This is a genomic window from Laceyella sediminis, assembly GCF_003003125.1.
Classification (GTDB): domain Bacteria; phylum Bacillota; class Bacilli; order Thermoactinomycetales; family Thermoactinomycetaceae; genus Laceyella; species Laceyella tengchongensis.
The window spans coordinates 156,318-175,248 of the sequence record NZ_PVTZ01000001.1; the positions used below are offsets into that span (position 1 = coordinate 156,318).

At 50.5% G+C, this 18,931-nt stretch carries 21 protein-coding genes and 2 tRNA genes; 3 read left to right on the plus strand and 20 right to left on the minus strand.

What is annotated here, in order from left to right; all coding sequences use genetic code 11:
• Positions 1–2: 2 nt before the first annotated feature.
• Together CLV36_RS00825 and CLV36_RS00830 are read right to left on the minus strand one after the other, a co-directional pair.
• Positions 3–1,046 carry a type II secretion system F family protein gene (locus CLV36_RS00825; protein WP_146130563.1) on the minus strand — a complete coding sequence of 348 codons (1,044 nt, stop codon included), beginning with the start codon at positions 1,044–1,046 and terminating at the stop codon, positions 3–5.
• The gene (locus CLV36_RS00830; protein ID WP_181352753.1) at positions 1,018–2,130 is read right to left on the minus strand and encodes a GspE/PulE family protein; all 1,113 of its coding nucleotides are present in this window, start codon (positions 2,128–2,130) and stop codon (positions 1,018–1,020) included. The genes CLV36_RS00825 and CLV36_RS00830 overlap by 29 nt, the downstream gene beginning before the upstream one ends.
• A 191-nt stretch (positions 2,131–2,321) precedes the next feature.
• Between CLV36_RS00830 and CLV36_RS00835 the strand changes: the two genes are divergently transcribed.
• Positions 2,322–2,396: transfer RNA gene (locus CLV36_RS00835), tRNA-Gln, on the plus strand.
• Between the two features lie 95 nt (positions 2,397–2,491).
• Here CLV36_RS00835 and CLV36_RS00840 read toward each other — a convergent pair.
• The 7 genes from CLV36_RS00840 to CLV36_RS00870 form a co-directional block, all read right to left on the minus strand.
• Complete coding sequence (locus CLV36_RS00840; RefSeq protein ID WP_223247957.1) at positions 2,492–3,184, minus strand: TerC family protein; 693 nt, start codon at positions 3,182–3,184, stop codon at positions 2,492–2,494.
• Positions 3,185–3,426: 242 nt separating this feature from the next.
• Positions 3,427–4,626 (minus strand): tRNA uracil 4-sulfurtransferase ThiI, encoded by a 1,200-nt coding sequence (gene thiI, locus CLV36_RS00845; protein ID WP_106341435.1) that lies wholly within the window; start codon positions 4,624–4,626, stop codon positions 3,427–3,429.
• Complete coding sequence (locus tag CLV36_RS00850) at positions 4,623–5,786, minus strand: cysteine desulfurase family protein (protein ID WP_102992928.1); 1,164 nt, start codon at positions 5,784–5,786, stop codon at positions 4,623–4,625. The genes thiI and CLV36_RS00850 overlap by 4 nt, the downstream gene beginning before the upstream one ends.
• Before the next feature lie 276 nt (positions 5,787–6,062).
• Entirely contained in the window at positions 6,063–7,103 is a 1,041-nt protein-coding gene (locus tag CLV36_RS00855) for a LacI family DNA-binding transcriptional regulator (protein ID WP_106341436.1), read from the minus strand.
• A 106-nt stretch (positions 7,104–7,209) separates the two neighbouring features.
• Entirely contained in the window at positions 7,210–7,557 is a 348-nt protein-coding gene (locus CLV36_RS00860; protein WP_342747992.1) for a CHY zinc finger protein, read from the minus strand.
• A gap of 131 nt (positions 7,558–7,688) precedes the next feature.
• On the minus strand, positions 7,689–8,159 hold the full coding sequence (msrA, locus tag CLV36_RS00865; RefSeq protein WP_106341437.1) for a peptide-methionine (S)-S-oxide reductase MsrA: 471 nt from the start codon (positions 8,157–8,159) through the stop codon (positions 7,689–7,691).
• A 15-nt stretch (positions 8,160–8,174) separates the two neighbouring features.
• Positions 8,175–8,735, minus strand: coding sequence for a beta-class carbonic anhydrase (locus tag CLV36_RS00870; RefSeq protein ID WP_102992931.1), 561 nt, complete (start codon positions 8,733–8,735; stop codon positions 8,175–8,177).
• Between the two features lie 100 nt (positions 8,736–8,835).
• Here CLV36_RS00870 and CLV36_RS00875 point away from each other — a divergent pair, with 100 nt between their 5' ends.
• Positions 8,836–9,129, plus strand: coding sequence for a PGPGW domain-containing protein (locus CLV36_RS00875; RefSeq protein ID WP_154987892.1), 294 nt, complete (start codon positions 8,836–8,838; stop codon positions 9,127–9,129).
• Positions 9,130–9,328: 199 nt separating this feature from the next.
• Here CLV36_RS00875 and CLV36_RS00880 read toward each other — a convergent pair whose 3' ends face one another.
• From CLV36_RS00880 to rodA, 9 genes are all read right to left on the minus strand, one after another.
• Entirely contained in the window at positions 9,329–9,961 is a 633-nt protein-coding gene (locus tag CLV36_RS00880; protein ID WP_219904882.1) for an O-methyltransferase, read from the minus strand.
• 101 nt (positions 9,962–10,062) lie between these two features.
• Positions 10,063–10,136: transfer RNA gene (locus tag CLV36_RS00885), tRNA-Gly, on the minus strand.
• 95 nt (positions 10,137–10,231) lie between these two features.
• Positions 10,232–10,597, minus strand: a complete 366-nt coding sequence (locus CLV36_RS00890; protein WP_102992933.1) for a hypothetical protein — start codon at positions 10,595–10,597, stop codon at positions 10,232–10,234.
• 302 nt (positions 10,598–10,899) lie between these two features.
• Positions 10,900–12,516 carry a peptide ABC transporter substrate-binding protein gene (locus CLV36_RS00895; protein ID WP_106341438.1) on the minus strand — a complete coding sequence of 539 codons (1,617 nt, stop codon included), beginning with the start codon at positions 12,514–12,516 and terminating at the stop codon, positions 10,900–10,902.
• Positions 12,517–12,655: 139 nt separating this feature from the next.
• On the minus strand, positions 12,656–13,039 hold the full coding sequence (locus tag CLV36_RS00900) for a hypothetical protein (protein ID WP_102992935.1): 384 nt from the start codon (positions 13,037–13,039) through the stop codon (positions 12,656–12,658).
• Between the two features lie 15 nt (positions 13,040–13,054).
• Positions 13,055–13,351 (minus strand): DivIVA domain-containing protein, encoded by a 297-nt coding sequence (locus tag CLV36_RS00905; RefSeq protein ID WP_181352754.1) that lies wholly within the window; start codon positions 13,349–13,351, stop codon positions 13,055–13,057.
• Positions 13,352–13,750: 399 nt separating this feature from the next.
• Entirely contained in the window at positions 13,751–14,308 is a 558-nt protein-coding gene (locus CLV36_RS00910) for a YhcN/YlaJ family sporulation lipoprotein (protein WP_106341440.1), read from the minus strand.
• A gap of 149 nt (positions 14,309–14,457) precedes the next feature.
• Positions 14,458–15,150: a zinc metallopeptidase gene (locus tag CLV36_RS00915; protein WP_102992938.1), complete on the minus strand. Its 693-nt coding sequence runs from the start codon at positions 15,148–15,150 to the stop codon at positions 14,458–14,460.
• Between the two features lie 171 nt (positions 15,151–15,321).
• Positions 15,322–16,479, minus strand: coding sequence for a rod shape-determining protein RodA (gene rodA / locus CLV36_RS00920; protein ID WP_106341441.1), 1,158 nt, complete (start codon positions 16,477–16,479; stop codon positions 15,322–15,324).
• 291 nt (positions 16,480–16,770) lie between these two features.
• On the opposite strand from rodA, the gene ftsW reads away from it, so the two are divergent.
• Positions 16,771–17,907 (plus strand): putative lipid II flippase FtsW, encoded by a 1,137-nt coding sequence (gene ftsW / locus CLV36_RS00925; protein ID WP_106341442.1) that lies wholly within the window; start codon positions 16,771–16,773, stop codon positions 17,905–17,907.
• A 48-nt stretch (positions 17,908–17,955) separates the two neighbouring features.
• On the opposite strand, the gene CLV36_RS00930 is transcribed toward ftsW, so the two are convergent.
• Positions 17,956–18,720 (minus strand): thiazole synthase, encoded by a 765-nt coding sequence (locus CLV36_RS00930; protein WP_102992941.1) that lies wholly within the window; start codon positions 18,718–18,720, stop codon positions 17,956–17,958.
• 5 nt (positions 18,721–18,725) lie between these two features.
• Complete coding sequence (gene thiS, locus CLV36_RS00935) at positions 18,726–18,929, minus strand: sulfur carrier protein ThiS (protein WP_146130564.1); 204 nt, start codon at positions 18,927–18,929, stop codon at positions 18,726–18,728.
• Positions 18,930–18,931 lie beyond the last annotated feature (2 nt).

Sequence of the window (18,931 nt, forward strand, 5' to 3'; positions counted from 1 at the left end):
CTTTAAATCGCCCGCACCAGGTGCAATAATGGCAAAAACATCGCTATGATGATTACGGCGATAAACAAGCCGATGATAAAAATGAACAATGGCTCAGCACTGCGGGTGAACCGCTCCAACCGGTTTTTAATGACCATCCCCGTTCCATGAGACAAATGGAGCAGGATTTGGTCGAGCTTCCCACTTTCCTCACCCAACGCCACCATTTTCACGAGCGACGGTAAAAACAAACCGCGACCGCTTTTGCTAATCGCTTCCGACAGTGAAGCACCGCCCATCACACTGTCCACGATGGCGTCGAGAACCCTATCGAGCACCGGCCACGGCGTCATCTTGCGTAAAGCCTGAAGCGCATCAAGCAACGGAACCCCCGCCTTTAAAAGCGAACCCAATTGGATGGCGAAAAAATGGGTCAGCCGATGTTTCAGCATGCTTCCCACCAGTGGCAAGCAAAACAAGCCTCTAGCCAACCACGCTCGAATCGGTCTGGGAGCGATACGTGTCCCCACACAAGCAGTCAATCCGCCCCCGGCCCACACCGCTACCTCGGGCATCCAAGCCCCTGCGGAAGCATGCACGGAAAACAGCCATGCGGTCAGTCCCGGAAGCGACACGTCCATCATCTGGTACAGTTCGGTGAACCGGGGCAACACGACCCCCAACAGGAACAATAAGGCCAAACTAGCAATCGCCAGCACCAATAGCGGATAGATGAGCGACTTGCCGAGCTCGCGGGTCCAGCGGGCTCTCGTCTCATAGTAAGACTCGCATTGTTTAAAACCATGTGCGTAATCCCCATGTTCTTCGGCCGCCCGGATGAATGAGATGAAAAGAGCTGGGAAAGCCAACTTTTCCAAAGCGATGGACAAGCTGAATCCCTGATTCAACAGAAGGACCAGCCGCTTGTAAAACCGCTTGGAGATCAACCGTTGTTCTTTGAGCACATCCAGGCTGGTCAACAACGGGATTCCACTGTCCAGCAAATGGGCCATCTGCTGGCTGTATAACATGTACTGTTCAGCACTCCATTTGTTCTTTCTCCACACCTTCGATCACCCGCATCCATTCTTCATAAGTGGTTCGATTCTGATCTACCAACGCTTTCACCGCTTCTTTGAGCCCCCTCACCCCTTGTTCCCGCAAAAGGGCCCGCATGTCGGCCAACGAGGCGCCCTTAGCAATCAGCTGTTCCAGATCCTCATCCATTCCCATCACTTCAAACGCACCTGTTCGCCCATGATATCCCGTGTGTTGGCAGACAGAACACCGCTTGCCACCGCATTGGTCACAAACCAGGCGCACCAACCGTTGCGCGATCACCCCCGACAACGCAGCTGCGACCCGGTACGGTGCGATGCCCATGTCAACCAGGCGGGTGACCGCCCGAATGGCGTCAGATGTGTGTAGCGAAGAGAGCACCAGATGACCTGATAGCGCCGCGCCTATCGCAATATTGGCCGTTTCTTCATCCCGGATCTCCCCGATCATGATGATGTCAGGGTCTTGGCGCAACACCGACCGCAACCCCCGAGCAAAGGTCAAACCTGCTTTAGGGCGGATTTGGACTTGATTAACTCCTTGTAGCTTCAATTCAATGGGGTCCTCCAATGTGACGATATTGGCCTCTGTCCGGTTTAATGCTTGAATCATGGCGTACAAGGTGGTCGTTTTGCCTGATCCAGTTGGCCCCGACACAATGACGAGTCCGCTTCCCCGCCGCAAGAGAAGCTCCGTTCTGTCCCGTTCTGCGGGTGGCATCCCCAAATCATCCAGCTGATAGGCTTGTTGCTCGGTTTTGAGCAATCGTAACACCACTTTTTCGCCATGGGCCGTCGGCAAAGTAGACACACGGACATCTAGGCGAACGTCCTGTTCCTCCCACCGCATCGCTCCATCCTGGGGCATCCGCTTCTCTCCGATGTCCAGTTGGCTGGTGATTTTAATGTGGGAGATAAGGGCATTGGCAAATGCTTTGGCTATCTGATCCGTCTCAAGCAAAAATCCATCGATGCGTTGTCGAATCCGCACATGCGTTGCCTGCGGCTCAATATGAATGTCACTCGCCCGTTGTTTGCTCGCTTTAGTCAATAACTGATTGATGAACTGCATGACATCGTGTTTCTTCCCCACCATCCCATCTCTCCATTTCATCCAGGCAAATTTGGAGTCAATTTGACATTTTCTCCCTTAATATGAAAAATCCTGCCTTTTTTCACCAACAACAGAACGTCTATTCGTTCCATTTCAAAAAATAAGAATAAAAAAATTCATGGATGGTGCATGACATCGGCCCCTTCGGCATACAATAATGATGCCGGCGATGGGGAATAGCCAAGTGGTAAGGCAACGGACTTTGACTCCGTGATGCGTAGGTTCGAATCCTACTTCCCCAGCCAAAAAAAGTGGTTGACCCATATGGGACAACCACTTTTTTCATTCTACACTTACAAATAAAGAATGGCTCCCCAAGATGGAAGCCATTCTTCACAGACTATGCCGTTTTATGTTTGCCCATGTTTTTTTTAAGCGTATACCCGATCAAGACGACCAAAACCGCCAGCACGATCGGAATCCCGATGCTCCAGCCTTCCTGCCCTTCCAGCAATGTTTTGGAAACATAAGGGTCTTCCACGATCAAACTACCAGCTGTATAACCCAGTATGGCTGATCCGACATACATCAACCATGGAATGCGGTTCATCACCTTTGCCACCAATCCGCTACCCCACATGATGATTGGTATGCTAAGAGCCAGTCCAAACAGCACCAAGAATACGTTCCCATGCGCGCTGGCGGCTACGGCGACCACATTGTCAAGGCTCATCACTACATCGGCAATGATGATCGTTTTGATAGCCGAAGCCAAGGTGGTACCCACGGAAACATGAGGGCCTTCATCTTCTTCCAGCAATAGCTTGAGGGCGATCCACAACAGCAACAACCCGCCAATCGTCATCAACAACGGGATTTCCAACAGATATGTGGCAACAGCAGTCAAGGTTGCCCGCAACAGAATCGCCGCCCCCGCCCCAAAGAGAATCGCTTTCTTCCGTTGCTGCTCCGGCAGATTCCGCGCAGCCATGCCGATCACTACCGCATTGTCGCCGCTTAAAATAAGGTCCAAGATAATGATGTTGAAAAAACCAACCCAAAATTTCAAATCCATAAACCCAATCGCTTCCATTGTTCAGCCCCTCATCTAGCAGTAATCTGCAAATCCATCCACCCCGAATCCTCATCCCCCAACCCGGGACGAAACACGGATACTCACAAATGAACGATTCACACCGGCAGGCCGGCACTTGCCCCGGTCAAAGGGCGCCGGGAGGCTTGTCACCCTATCCTTATGATAAAAAGGGTCGCGCGATGACAGGAAGGCGTACAACCGTAAGTAGCCTGCTTCCCAGCACTTTAGCCTGCGATCGTTCAGAAATAAGAGAGTTCCTCATCCGGCTGTTCCGGAACTAAATCAATCACTTCGACGCCATCAACCGCTTCTTGGATCAACCGCTCCAAGTCCAACTTCGCTTCTTGCGCACGGGCCACTTCTTTATCCGGTTTGGTTTTGGGCGCTTTGGGCAAGAAGACGGTACAACAGTCTTCATAAGGCAAAATCGATGTTTCATAAGTGCCGATGCGCTTGGCGATATTCATGATCTCATGTTTGTCCATTCCGATCACCGGGCGCAAAATCGGCATCCGGGTTACATCATTAATTGCATTCATGCTCTCAAGCGTCTGACTGGCCACTTGGCCCAAGCTCTCCCCAGTCACCAGCGCCAACGCCCCATTGCGCTTAGCCACCTCTTCGGATATCCGTAGCATGATGCGCCGCATGACGGTGATCGAGTACGACTCAAAACAGTGTTTGTTAATTTCCGTTTGGATTTCGGTAAAAGGCACCACATGTAACTTGATGCGGCCGCCGTAACGCGTAAGCGTCTGCGCCAAGTCAATCACTTTTTGTTTGGCCCGTTCGCTGGTAAACGGATAACTGTGAAAATGGATCGCATGCAATTCAGCGCCGCGTTTCAGCGCCAAGTAGCCTGCGACAGGGCTGTCAATCCCGCCGGATAAGAGCAACATCACGCGCCCACTCACACCGACAGGCAAGCCTCCTGGCCCGTTGATGTCATTGCCGTAAACGTAAGAATATTTACCACGTACTTCGACATGAACGGTCAGCTCCGGATTGTGCACATCTACTTTGAGCTGCGGAAACATCCCCAACAGATAGCCACCCAACCGATGATTCATCTCTTGCGAGCCGATGGGGAACGTTTTGTTGGCCCGTTTGCTGTTCACTTTGAACGTGCGGACGGCATCGCGTTGTGACTCAACCAACTCCCGCACGGCCCCTTTAATTTCTTCCCAATCAGAGGCGACACGAATCGCCGGGCTGATGCCTACCAAGCCAAACACTTGAGACACTTCTTCCAAAATAGGCTCGACAGCTTGTTCCCCAAACTCAATAAAAATGCGCCCATGGGTTTTGTTCACTTGAACGCCTGGAAACCGTCTCACTTTGTCACGGATATTTTTTACCAGGCGGTCTTCAAATTCCGCTTTGTTTTTGCCTTTTAAGGCCAGCTCACCATATCGCACCAAAATGCAGTTTCTTTTCATCTCTTACGCACCTTTATCACTTGTTGTAATGATGGAATCACTTTTAGCAAGGCATCCGCCGCATGGCGCACCTCTTCCTCCGTCGTCATCAAGCCCATGCTGATGCGTATGGAGCCCACCGCTGCTTCATCCTCCAAGCCAATCGCTTTGAGCACCCGACTGGGCACCTCTTTTTTGGATGAACACGCCGATTTGCTGGAAACGACCACTCCCTCTTGCTCCAATGCATGCACGATGACCTCTGATTTCAGTCCGGGGAAAGAGAGACTCAATATGTAGGGAGCCCCACCGTTACCGGTCACATCACCATTGACGCGAACCCCCTTGATTTCAGCGGTTATGCGCTGAATCAGCCACTCCTTCCATGCACGGCACCTTTCCATAAAGGCATCCCTTTGTTTGCCTGCGAGCGCAGTCGCTTTAGCCAAACCGACGATGCCGGGCAGATTTTGCGTGCCCGATCGCAAGGCTTGCTCTTGTCCACCGCCGGCAAGAAGGGGAGTCAATTGTAGATTTTTCCGCTTATATAAACAGCCGATCCCTTTCGGCCCGTGAAATTTATGCCCTGACACCGATAATAGATCAATCCCCCATTGTTCAGGATAAATGGGAAACTTGGCAAACGATTGGACAGCATCCACATGAAACAAAACTTTGGGATAACGCCTCAACCGTTTCCCAATCTCACTGATTGGCTGGACGGTTCCGATTTCGTTGTTGACGTGCATGACAGAAACAAGCACAGTGTCTTCTGTTATGGATTGTTCCACCAACTCAGGGCTGACGCGGCCCAAATGGTCAACAGGGAGCATGCTGATCCGCCATCCCCGCTGTTCCAGCTGTTTGCATGTATCATAGACTGAAGGGTGCTCCAACTCGGTGGTGATGATGTGCTTGCCCCGGTGCTGATACGCTTCGGCCACTCCCTTGATCGCCATATTATTTGCTTCGGTTCCGCCCGAGGTGAAAATGATTTCCTGCGGACTGGCAGCGAGCTCTTGAGCTATGATTTTACGGGCTTGCTCCATCAACCGTTCCGCTTTGACCCCCAGCCCATGCAGAGAAGACGGATTTCCGTATACATTGGCCATCACATCTGCCATCACCTTGATCACGTCGGCGTCCGTTTGCGTCGTCGCACTGTTGTCCAAATAGATCATCGCACAACCCTCCTTTCATTCTCCTCACTTCTATAACTTCACCATTCTAACATAAAACAAAACACCTGACATGACAGTCAGGTGTGAGCTTATTGACAAATCAGTCTCATGTTGACGGTTTTCTTCCCACTAGGGCGTTTCTGATCAATAGGCCAGGGGCTCCAAAACCCTTTTCTCATTCGCTACACTTGTTTATCAGCGCTCCTCGAGAAAAGGGTTTTTCGGTGCTTCTTCCCCACCAACTTGATTTGCCAGACGCACCCTAGCATACCTTCCTTACCTTCCGGCGGTGTTCTCTCCTCCGCTTCGAACACTTGACGCGCGCACGATCAGTTCAGAAGGGAGCAGAATTTCTTTTTTCATCCCCGCCTTGGCCGGATTTTCCAACGTGTCGATTAACAGCTCCATCGCCTCAATCCCCAATTCGTATGCCAATATTCTGACGCTGGTCATCGGGGGGCGTACAAACGAAAGGAGCGGAGAGTCGTTGAAACCAACCACACCCAATTGTTCAGGTACCCGGTAATGGCTTGTCTCAGCGTATTTGAGCGCGCCCAGCGCCAACAAATCGTCCGCCGCTAGCACAGCGTCAAAGGCAATCCCTCTTTCTTTTGCTTCCAAAAGCGCCCGGTACCCACCTTCGATCGAAAACTCTGCTTCAAGCGCATGGGATTCATCATATGCGCGTTGCCATTCGTAACATGCTTGCTTGTAACCGGCCAGGCGATCTTGCGTCACCACAAGGCGGCGGTCTCCGCCAAGAAATAAGACCCGTTCATAGCCTTGTTCAAACAGGTGGACCGTCGCCGTTCGTGCCGCTTGTACATTGTCATTGTTGACCGACAGCACCGACTTTTCCGCACTTCGTCCGATGAGCACAAACGGAATCTGTTCTTCTGCTAAGGCGTCAATCAAGCGGTCTTTCATCCGGGAGGTAGAAACAATTAACCCGTCGACACGCCGCTCTTTGATCAAGCGCATACATTTTTCCTGCTCCTCCTCCGCGGAAGGATTAATCGACAGCAAAATATTGTAGTCACGCGCTTGGGCAACCGTAGACATCCCTCTCATCACTTCTGAAAAAAAAGGGTTGGCAAAAGCTTCATCCGCTTGCCTGGCAACCGTAAAACCGATGGTACGCGTATGGCTTCTGGCCAAACTTCTAGCGATGGCGTTAGGAACATAATTCAACTCCTCCATCGCCTGTTGCACACGCAGCTTCGTTTGAAGGCTGATCCGGTTGCTTCCCGCGATCACACGAGAAACGGTTGAAGGGGAAACAGCCGCCCGTCTTGCAACATCTTTGATTGTAACCATAAAAGCGCTCCTTCACCCATCATTGTTCACCTTCATTATACTCCACTTACCACACATTTTCTGGTTAAACAGCGCTAAACCAGCTTGCAATCGATCGAAAAGGTTTTTACCGTGGGCATCCAGACTGTTGCCCGATCTCAAAATACAGGTGCCAATGCTTTTGGCAACCCGGATTAAACGGTCGGCCACACGACGGACAAGCCCCTGCGGCTGAAAGGTAGTCCCGTATGGACAGCTCTTGTTTGCAACTGCCACAAAAGACCGCTTTTTGATCCCACTCATCCGGTTTCCAGGTTCTGACCAAATGACTTTCCGCCTCTTGATGGCATTTGATGCACGGATAATAACGACCACAACACGCGAAACGAATCGCGATGATATCCCGCTCGCTGCGATAGTGGACACATCGGGTTTCTTCGTCGACAACAGCTCCGTGAATAAACACCCCGCCCACTAGATCATCTCCCTTCTGAGAACGAAAAAGGGCCAGCCCAAAAGAGGGCGGCCCAGCTCCAAGTTATAAAACGGCCTTCAGCCCGCGGACCGACCCAAAGAAGGGGCAACCCATCGCGGCTGGGGGTAGCGTCACAGATGGCAAGAATCCATGCCACGCTTTTGCAGATAGCGCTGATGGTATTCTTCAGCCCGCCAAAAAGTTGTAGCCGGCTCCACTTGGGTGACGATCGGGTTTTTAAAGCGGCCCGAGCGATCCAACTCTTGCTTGGAAGCCTCCGCGAGTTCCTTTTGCGTTTCATCATGATAAAAAATGACAGAACGGTACTGAGTGCCCACATCGGGGCCTTGACGGTTGAGAGTGGTTGGGTTGTGGTTGTTCCAGAACACGTCCAGCAGATCTGCATACGTGATTTGTTCCGGATCAAACTCGACTTGCACCACTTCTGCGTGTCCTGTTTTATCTGTGCACACTTCTTCATATGTGGGGTTTTCTTTCGTCCCGCCCATATAACCGACGGCGGTGTTCAAAACGCCCGGCAGTTTGCGGAACGTTTCTTCTACTCCCCAGAAACATCCTGCACCAAATGTCGCCAATGCCATATCCATACCCTCCACTCATTTTCTTCCATCGTGAAGCAAGGTTAATTCTCCGGTTTCCGGATGGATCACCAATCCGTGCACAAGCACATCTTTGGGCAACAGAGGATGGTTTTGGATCATTTTAACACTTTCCATCACGCCTGTCTCCACATCTTTGCACCCGCACAGCCATGTGCCTACATCCACCCCAGCTTCGCTCAAGCGGGTAAGATCGGCGTCCGTGATTCCGCGTTCGGTCAGTTCCTCCAACACCGTTTCCGCAGTCAGACCGACCATGCCGCAATCATGATGGCCGACAACCATGATCTCCTGAGCCTCTAACTTCGTGACAGCCACCAACACGCTACGCATGATGCTACCATATGGCTGACAAATCAGCGCACCGGCGGTTTTCAACACTTTGGCATCCCCGTTTTTGAGATTGAGCGCCCGAGGAAGCAATTCCACCAACCGCGTGTCCATGCAAGTGACGACCAACAGCTTCTTGAGGGGATAACGGTTTGCTTTATATGGATCATAGGCTTTATTCTCCACAAATTCACGATTGTGTTGCAAAATGTTTTCCAATTGGCTCATCAGAATCCCCCCAGTTCATTGCCAAAAATCCTTCATATTCATCCATGCGCGGCTCGGGTATACTGTTAAAAAACACGCACAAAGGAGTTCGATTCGTTGCATGAATTCGACGAAACGCATGTTGCTCTATAACATTTTTGGCTGGTTTTTTCTCATTCTCGGCGTGCTTGGATTATTCCTTCCGTTTTTGCAGGGTATCCTCTTCCTTTTGATTGGGCTTTATCTCTTGTCAAAAAGCTCCCCTTGGGCCAAGCGATGGCTGGAACGCTTGAAATCGCGTTACCCCAAGCTGTCGGCCACATTCGACTCTTGGATTCATCGAGTGGAAGGCTGGATCATTCCTCCCAACAAGAAAAAACGCAATTGGGGTGCAAATTCCCCCGACCAAGAATGAAAGCTGTTGCCATCCCCTTTTCCCACTTCACGCGCGACAGCGCTCCTTGAGAAGAACGTTTCTGCTAGCCGATTTTTGAAATGTTTTGCTGGGCGCCGGCGCATCCCATCCTGCGCAATTCGCAGAGTAGGCGCCGGTTTAGTGATGATCGTCTACACTTCCGCATCACCAAAGGCAACTTCCCATCACAGGGAAGTTTTTATTTTTTGACGCGGCACACGCCTAAGCCGTCCCCGATGGTCAGGATGATGGATTCCAACCGCGGATCTTCGGCAAGTTGTCGGTTGAACCGACGAATCGTCACTGGAGAAGGCCCTTGGTAGGATTCATCAAAGATCCGGCCATTTTGGAAAAGATTATCGGCAGCAATCACCGCGCCGGGCGAAGCCAATGTAATCGCTTGTTCCAGGTAGTGCGGATAGTTAGGCTTATCAGCATCGAGAAAGAAAAAATCAAATTTCTCTTGCTTGTCAACCAGCGTGGCCAAACTCTCTGTGGCATCACCCACCATAATCGTGACGCGATCTGCCAACCCCGCTTTGGCCACATTCTCCCTCGCGAATGCCGCATGCTCCTCCTTCAATTCCAGCGAAACCACTTGCCCGTCCGCAGGCAGTGCACGCGCCAGCCAGATCGTACTGTATCCGCCCAGCGCTCCAATTTCCAACACACGTTTGGCTCCCGATAAACTGGCCAACAGATATAGGGTTTTGCCTACTTCCGGCGGCACCGATATTTGCGGCATACCCCGCTCATCCAAACCGGGTGCGATGCTTTTAAGCACTTCATCTTCTTGGGCGAATAGCGAACGAACATATTCTTGTTCCCGCAAGCAACTTCTCCCCTTTATTGAATTGGTGATCCTACAAATTAATTTTAGCGTTAAATAAAAAGAAAAGATACCTTTGCAGGCATCTCTTCTCCTAAAAAATGTGGAGCGGATGACGGGAATCGAACCCGCGCTGCTAGCTTGGGAAGCTAGAGTTCTACCATTGAACTACATCCGCGTGTTAATATGTTCGCTGACAATTTATATTTTAACAGAGAACCAATCTGTTGGCAAGCACAAAAAGCCCCCAAAACGGGAGCTTTTTGGGGGAGCTTAAAATATCAGCCGAAATGGCAAAACGATCAAGGAAACAATCACCGCGATGATGCCGACCGCAACCGCCCAGATTCCCCAACTGCTCCCACGGCGTGCCGCGATCGCACCGATGATAATTCCCGCTGGTGCGAGAAGGAACGGCAACATAAAAAAGGAGAGCACTGCTAAAATAAGCGCGGTAATTCCCAGTCCCACCCCGCTGTTCTCTGTATCCGCATCTTCTCCCTCATTACGTTCCTTGTTTTTGGTACGAATGGGAATGCCCGCAGGAGTCGGTGAAAACTCTGCCGCCACTTCCTCATCATGATCCAATTTGGACACTCGTTCTTCCTCGTCTGTATGATGATTTGGTCTGTCAGCCATCTTACCCCTCCTTTCTCGCTTTCCTGCAGTTAGTATGCTCCGTTTTCCTCGGGCTCTACCTGTTAATAAACCCCATTCGAAAAAAGCAAAAAGCCCGCGGGAATACCACGCGGGCTTTTTATTTTCCAGGGAAACCCGGAACAGGCTTATTTGCAAGTTGTTTTTTGATTGCTTACGGTGGCTCCCACCGTCAACACAGGTTAGCGTGCACCCAGCGCATCCGATTTGGCGCATGAGTGGTAAAAGAGAGCGCCCCCGACGCGCATGAAGCAGATGGGAATCCGTCTCTATTCCCACACATATTAATCGTTGCCTTCATTCACCTTGTCGGCTTGCGTATAATCTGACGGACCTACCGGATGGCGAAGGATGCCGGTAATCCCGCGTTGCTCCACCACCGCATTCGTATAGAAATACAAAGGCGTCAACGGCGCTTCCTCAATCAGGATTTTTTCCGCTTCATGGAGCAACCGGTCTCGCTCTTTGATATCTGCCGTATTGGCCGCTTCCTTCAACAGCTCGTCATATTTAGCATTGCTCCAATTGGTTCGGTTCATGGAATGTCCCGTTTGGAAGCTTTCCAGATAGTTGTACACATCGTTATAATCCGCCAAGAAACTGGCCAAGGACATCTTGTAATTTTGCGACCGCTCATCGGCGAAGAACACTTTTCGCTCCTTGGCCTGCAACCGGATGTTCACACCCAAGCCTTTGCGGATCATCTCCTGGACAGCTTCCGCTACTTTCTTATTCTTTTCGTTGGAATTGCTGTACAGCAAAGTGACTTCCGGCAACTTGTCCCAGCCCTCTTCTTTCATCCCTTCGGCCAACAGCCGCTTCGCTTCGGCGGTCTGATTATCCTGGATCATATTGCCACCGATTTGGCGAAAATCGTTAGGCGCCGATGGATGCACATAGCCGTAGGCGGGTTGCTCTCCCCCAGCGATAATCTGTTCGGCAATCGTTTTACGGTCAATGGCAAGGGCGAACGCTTTGCGCACTTTTTGATTGGTAAACGGCTCTTTTTCAACATTGAACCGGAAAAAAGCGAGTCCGTTTCCATCAGAAGGTTTTAGCTTCCCACTCTCTATCAGGGAAGGAACCAAGTCGGCTGGAACCTGCGACTTAGACACAACGTCCAACTTACCCGTTTTGAACATCGTGTAGGCGGTCTTGTTATCGTTAATGATGGAATAATGGAGGGTGGCCAGCTTCACCTTGTCTTGGTTGTGATATTTTTCGTTTTTCTCCGCCTTCAGTTCAGCGTCGTGCTTCCATTCGGTCAATTTGAAGGCGCCGTTGCTCACATATGTTTTCGCTTCGGCATGCCAATTTGCATTTTGCGCGTCCACTTTCCGGTTAACCGGTGAGAAAGCGGGGTAAGACACCAATTCCAAAAAAGACGGAGTGGGTTGTTTCAATTTCACCTCTAGCGTCGTATCATCAACCGCTTTCACGGCAACCTGATCTTCCGTACCTTTGCCTGTGTTATACTCCTCCGCCCCTTCGATAAAGTAAAACAAAAAAGCGGTCTGGTAAGCTCGTTTCGGGTTGAGCGCACGTTTCCAAGCGTACTCAAAGTCATGGGCTGTCAATGGATCGCCATTGGACCAATAGGTTTTTTTCAACTTGAATGTGTAGGAAAGGCCATCTGCGCTCAACTCCGCTTTTTCCGCGACGGCCGGTTGCGGCTTGTGCGTCTTGTCCAAGCGCATCAGCCCTTCAAACAAATTATGCGTCACGTCCAAAGTATCAGAGTCAAACGCATCAGCCGGGTCAAGCGAAGTTGGTTCACCGCTCAAAATTAATTGCAATGTCTTGTCGTCCGCCGTGCCTTGACCGGCCCCAGAGGTGCAACCGGAAAGACATGCGCTTGCCACTAAAAGGATAAGCAACGATATAAATCCAATACGTTTCACATCGATTCCCCCTTTTCCCTCGCCAATCCCTTCACTTTTCGCAATAAATACCGGAATAACCACATTATATTATATAAATAGAATAAACTGAATATTGTTGCGAAAAAAGAAGTGCGCAGGCGCACTCCTCATGCCGCCTTCAATGCAACCGCTCGTCTTTAGCCAACTGCCGATCCAGCATGGCATAGATGACGCTGATCGCCTGCACATTCCATCCCATATCGACAAAACGAGCCCGCAAAGCCGCATGCACATCTACCGCCAGTCGCATTGGCGACACCTCAATCACAGTGACCACCAAATCATGCTTCAACCCCAATCCATTGGCGTATTCCAGCATAACCTCTCCCCTGGTGCCATCGACATGAATCAGCCGAAAGCGAGGGGATTGAGCAGGAATCTGTTTGAGCGCGGCCACGGCGTTTGACAAACGGTCGCAGTAATACCTCGTTCGCAACTCGTTCTCCTTGGCATTGTCACTGGTTTCCACCACGCCGCTGAAAAAGCGCTGTAGCTTGGACACATCACCATCCCCCTTTTATCTGAGCACCAATGATTCGAGATGTTCCAACCGGTTAAGGATGTTTTTGATCACTTCGTCATATTCCCCTCCGCTCTTACCGACAGCCGAATGTGGCGCTGTGTTACCCGTGCGCCGGCTGGAGGCACTTTTGGCCTTTTTAAGCTGTTCCTTCAAATATTCGTTTTCCTGCAATACATCTTCATAGCTTTTTATGATCAAATCCAAAAATTCATTCACTTCCTCGATATCGTACCCTCTTATGGCATGCTTGAAATCTTTATTAAAGATCTCCATCGGAGTGATTCTTTTCATCGACAACACGCTCCCCTTCGCATTCCATTTACATTCATTATATAAAAACATTTTCGATGAAACATCTTCTTTGTATGAAGATTCAGATGCATTGATGAATATATCCCATCTTATTTTATAGAATAACCAAGATTCCGTTTCTAAGGAAGAGTGAAATTTATTAAAAGTTCATATTTCCTTTTGGAATGACACGGTTCTGGCCATCTTTTCAATAATAACCCCCTACAAAACCCGTCACACCAATGCATCCCTTTCATCATGCCCGCAGCGAACCAATCCGGCTTCCGCCTCGGCCGCGCAAACGCCAGCTGTTCCAAACAACGAAAAAATGGCGAAAGACACAGTGTTTTTTATAGAAACAATAAAAGGGCGGTTGAAATTCTCCCGCCCTAAAATCCATTATCTGGCTTCTGGAAAAGTCCGCCGAATGATATCCATCAAGTTTTTGAAAAAACCTTGCACTGGGCGACCTTGCCGCAAATCCTGGGCATAGTTGTTCATTTGCTTGACGAAATCGGGGTTTTGCGACACATACACGCGGCGGATGCTAGGATCAACGGCCCGCACCCGAGCGGAAATCTGTCGGTTCAGGTCTTGGGACATTTGCCCGTCCCCAACCCTTTTTTTCAGCATCACGCCAAGGTAAGCGGTTCGGCCCATGATGATCGCCGAGGCGGTGTCCACTTGAGGCATGCGGGCCACTTCGTGTGCCACATTGTCTGCCAACCGAACCCCCCGCGCCATGTTGTCATCCAAGGTATCATAGCGGTCTCTGGCCACATTGGGATACTCCGGACGATTAATTTGTCTGTAAGTCCGGTCGGTCACTCTCGTTGTCCGCATGCCCAGATCCTGCCGTTTTTCTACCGCTTCTTTGTTATTGGTAGCGCATCCGGTCAATGTCGCTACCAACAGTCCGGCGGCGACTGCGCCCGTCATCCATTTTTTACTGTTCACGCGATCTGCCTCCCTTGGTTCAACTGGTTCCGCTCAGGGTTAGTATGGATTTCGCCCCGGTGATTATGTGTCTAATCGCTAGCCGAGAATCAGGAAACCAAGGAGGTTAATGGCAAAAAAAAACGGGAAAGCCCATTTGCTTTCCCGAATCAATCATCACTGCTATTTTGTAAAAACAAAAGCACAATATATCGTAACAACTCCATCAAAGCGACCAACGCTCCGGCAACATAGGTGAATGCAGCTGAACCCAACACCCGGTTCACTCCCCGCTCTTCCTCAACACCGTTGATGAACCCTTGCCGCGCCATGATTTGTTTGGCTCTGGCGCTGGCGTTAAACTCCACTGGCAGAGTCACCAAGTGGAAAAGAACCACTGTGGAAAAGAAAATGAGACCCAACACCAGAAGGCCGGTCATGCGGAAAGCCACGCCAGCAAACAGCAGGAACGGCGCTGCGCCGGATGTGAAGTTCAGTACCGGAACCATGCGGTGGCGAAATACCAATGCCCCGTAGGACTCTTTATGTTGCAAGGCATGGCCGCACTCATGCGCCGCCACTGAAATGGCCGCGATCGAGTTTGAATAATAGACATCTTCGGACAAGCGGACAGCAGGCGCGGTCGGGTCATAATGGTCCGACAAACGTCCTGGCACCACTTGAACAGGTACATGGTGTAATCCATTGTCGTCAAGAATGCGCCGGGCGACTTCAGCCCCGGTCATTCCCGATCTGGCTGCGACCTGCGACCAGCGGTTGAAATTGCCTTTCACTCTCCACTGAGCCCATAAGGTCAACGCCAAACCGACAACAAATGTGAAACCGAACAATGCATTGATCATCTCTGTCCTTCCCCCCTATCATAACCTTACCCCATTTCATCCAAAAACATGACAGCGATTTGATAGAAATCAAGAATTTGTAAAAATATAGGCTTGTTTTTCCAATTCCAAAACAAAATAAATCACACCCGGGCTTCCAAGCCGCAGGTGCCGTGAAAGTGATATAGGATCTCAAAAGGACAGTGCATCCGTCTGGGTACGCATGCCCACATTGACCACAAATCCAATCGCCAGCATTTGCGTCAAAAGCGAACTGCCGCCATAGCTGATCAATGGCAGGGGAATCCCCGTGATGGGCATCAAGCCGATCGTCATCCCGATATTTTGGTAGATTTGAAACACAAACATCCCCATGACTCCCGCCACAATATAGGTTCCAAATAGGTGATCCGAGCGCAAGGCGACCACCAACATGCGGTATATCAATAGTAGATAGGCGCAAATGAGGATGCTGGCGCCGATAAACCCGAATTCCTCGGCGTAGACGGCGAAAATAAAGTCATTGTGCGGTTCCGGTATCCAATTCCCTTGCGCCTGCGTCCCTTGATGGAAGCCCTTGCCATGTAACATACCGGAGCCAATCGCGATCTTTGCCTGTGTTGATTGGTAGCCCGCTCCCGACGGATCAGAAGCCGGATCGATGAAAATTTGAATCCGTTTGACCTGGTGCGGCTGAAGAATGACGTGCAACAGCGGAGAGTCTGTAACATACAGAAGAAGAACGCTGCCCGCGATTGAACCAATGACCAAAAGCCCGCTCACAAACCATTTCCAATCCAGTCCGCTCACCAGCAACATGCTGAGCAGAATACCAAAGAGGATAAGTGCCGTCCCCAAGTCAGGCTGTGCTAAAATAATGAGAAACGGCACCCCAAACAACAAGCAAATGCGTCCAAGAGAAGATAGGTCAGACCAAGGGTGACCCTTTTTCTCCGCCAACACTTTCGCTAAAATCAAAATCAGGATTAGCTTCATCATTTCCGAAGGTTGAAACTGAAAACCACCGATGCGAAACCACAGCTGGGCGCCGTTCACCTCGACCCCCAAACCAGGCACCATCACCAACAAGTTCAGCAACACGCTGAAACCAAACAAAATGTACAGAAATCTCCCTTGTGACAAAATTTTATAATCCAACAGGAGAAAAATAGACATACATAGAAAACCCACTACATACCATACAATCTGCTTATTTACATAAGTGGGGTCATCGGTGTAAGTTGCGCTCGATATGGCAACAATGCTGATAGTTGCCAACACCAATACCATCATGATGATAAATGGATCAATGTTAAGAATTAAGAACCTCTTTTTTTGGACTGTTCTCATGATCCCCTGCCCCTTTTTTTGCAATCAGAGTCTGACCATCACATGTGACACTTTCTGACGACAGCGCGCGGGAATGCGCCGATTCGCCCCGTGCGCGGCTTGGCAGGCACGACCCCTGCGTCCGCGGACACGCTTGTCTTCAGTCCCGCCACAACTAATCACAGCTTAACAAACGAACATGCGCTGGTAAACCTATTTTCCTGTTGTCCCCGCCATCGCAGTAGGCGGAGCCGTTTACCATCACGCAATTAATGATAAAGGATAACTCTTCGCTAAAAGGAGATTGTAGTTATGAAACGCGGCAAACCTGACTTTTGGCTGATTTTGATCACTTTTACCCTATTAGGTATCGGCCTGATCATGGTGTTTAGCGCCAGTTATTTTAAAGGCTATGTGGATTTGCAGGACTCATACTATTTTTTCAAAAAGCAATTGGTCTACGGATTGTTGGGACTGGTGCTGTTTTTTGTGGTCTCCAACATCCCCTACCAATTTTACCGCAAATACGTAGGGATCATCTTGTTCCTTTCACTCTTCTTCCTATTGTCCGTGCTTTTGTTCGGCGAAGTGCGCAACGGCGCGCGACGCTGGATCGATTTGGGCTTCATCGATTTCCAGCCGTCGGAACTCGTGAAGCTCGGCATGATCATCTATACCGCTTCGATCATGGTAAAAAAGCAACCCCTGTTGGATAATTTCAAGCGGGCCTTGCTACCGCCGCTGATCGTTATTGGCTTGGTTTCTTCCTTGTTGGTATTGGAGCCCCACTTCAGCGCGACTGTTATCATCGTCGCCACCTGCTTTGTGATCATTTTTTGCTCCGGCGCGCGCATCAAGCACCTAGCCTTGTTGCTCTTGTCCGGCATCCCGGCCATGATATTGATCATGCTGACTAGCGATTACCGGATCGAGCGCTTGCACACGTTATTAAACCCGCTTAGCAACCCCAATGATGAAGGGTATCAGATCATTCAATCGCTTATCGCCATCGGCCCCGGTGGCTTGACAGGAGTTGGATTGGGAGAAAGCATCCAAAAGCTCGCTTATCTGCCTGAGGCCCACACCGACTTCATCTTTTCCATCATCTCGGAAGAATTGGGGTTTGTCGGGGGATCGTTTGTGATTTTGTTGTTCATCCTATTCATCGTGCGCGGGGTGTTGATCGCATTACAGGCGCCCGACCAATTCGGCACACTGCTTGGGATCGGGATTGTCACCCTGATGGCCATCGAATCGATCTTTAACTTAGGTGTTGTCACCGCTCTGCTCCCCGTGACCGGCGTTCCTCTGCCACTGATCAGCTATGGGGGGACGGCTCTGATCATCAAAATGATCGGCTTAGGCATGTTGCTTAACATCTCTCGCTATCGCACCAAAAAAGAAAAGACAGGCAAGCGCCCCACCGTCGCTCGACCTGTCCATATGTGAAACAAGGCCAAATCGGATGCGTGATCCGATTTGGCCTTTTTCATAAGCTCAGTCCAACATGCCCTCTTTTGGACTGCTGGCCGTGGCCACAACCTTTTTGGGAATACGGCCAGCCTCCCAGCCCAGCCGTCCAGCTTCAACGGCCCATTTCATCGCCTGTGCCATTTTGACCGGATCTTTCGCTCCCGACACAGCCGTGTTTAACAACACCCCGTCGGCCCCCAATTCCATCGCTTGTGCCACATCGGCCGGAGAACCGATGCCCGCATCGATGATGACAGGCACAGGGGAATCTTCAATGATATAACGGAGGTACAACGGATTTAACAAGCCTTGCCCCGACCCGATAGGAGATCCCCCCGGCATAATCGCGTGGGCACCTGCTTCCCACAATTTGCGTGCCAAGATCGGATCATCAGAAGTATACGGAAGTACCGTGAACCCCTCTTCGACCAAAATCTTCGTCGCTTCCAGCGTGGCGATGGGATCAGGCAGCAGCGTCTTCGTGTCAGCGATCACTTCAACCTTGATCATGTCGCACAAACCGGAAGCCCGGGCCAAATGCGCGATCCGCACCGCCTCGTCCACCGTCTGGGCGCCCGCTGTGTTCGGCAAGAGCTTATATCTCGTCAAATCCAGCATCTCCAAAAAATTAGGCTGATCTTGTTGATAAATGTTCATGCGACGCACCGCAAATGTCAGCACCTCCGTTCCTGATGCGTCCACCGCCTTTTTTTGCACCTCAAACGATGGGAATTTGCCAGTTCCCAAAAACAGACGAGAATGAAATGTATGATTTCCTATTTTGAGCATGTGGCTCATCCTCCCCCTACAAATTGAACAATCTCTACTTGATCTCCATCTTGCAATCCCACATGCGGATAATCGTCCCGCGTCAATACCGTCCGATTGTGTTCCACGACGATAATGCGCGACGCCAAATTTAAGGCGGCGACCAAATCAGCCACCGTCTCGGTGCCTTCAGCCACAGTGAATGGCTCTCCATTCAACTGAATGATCACGT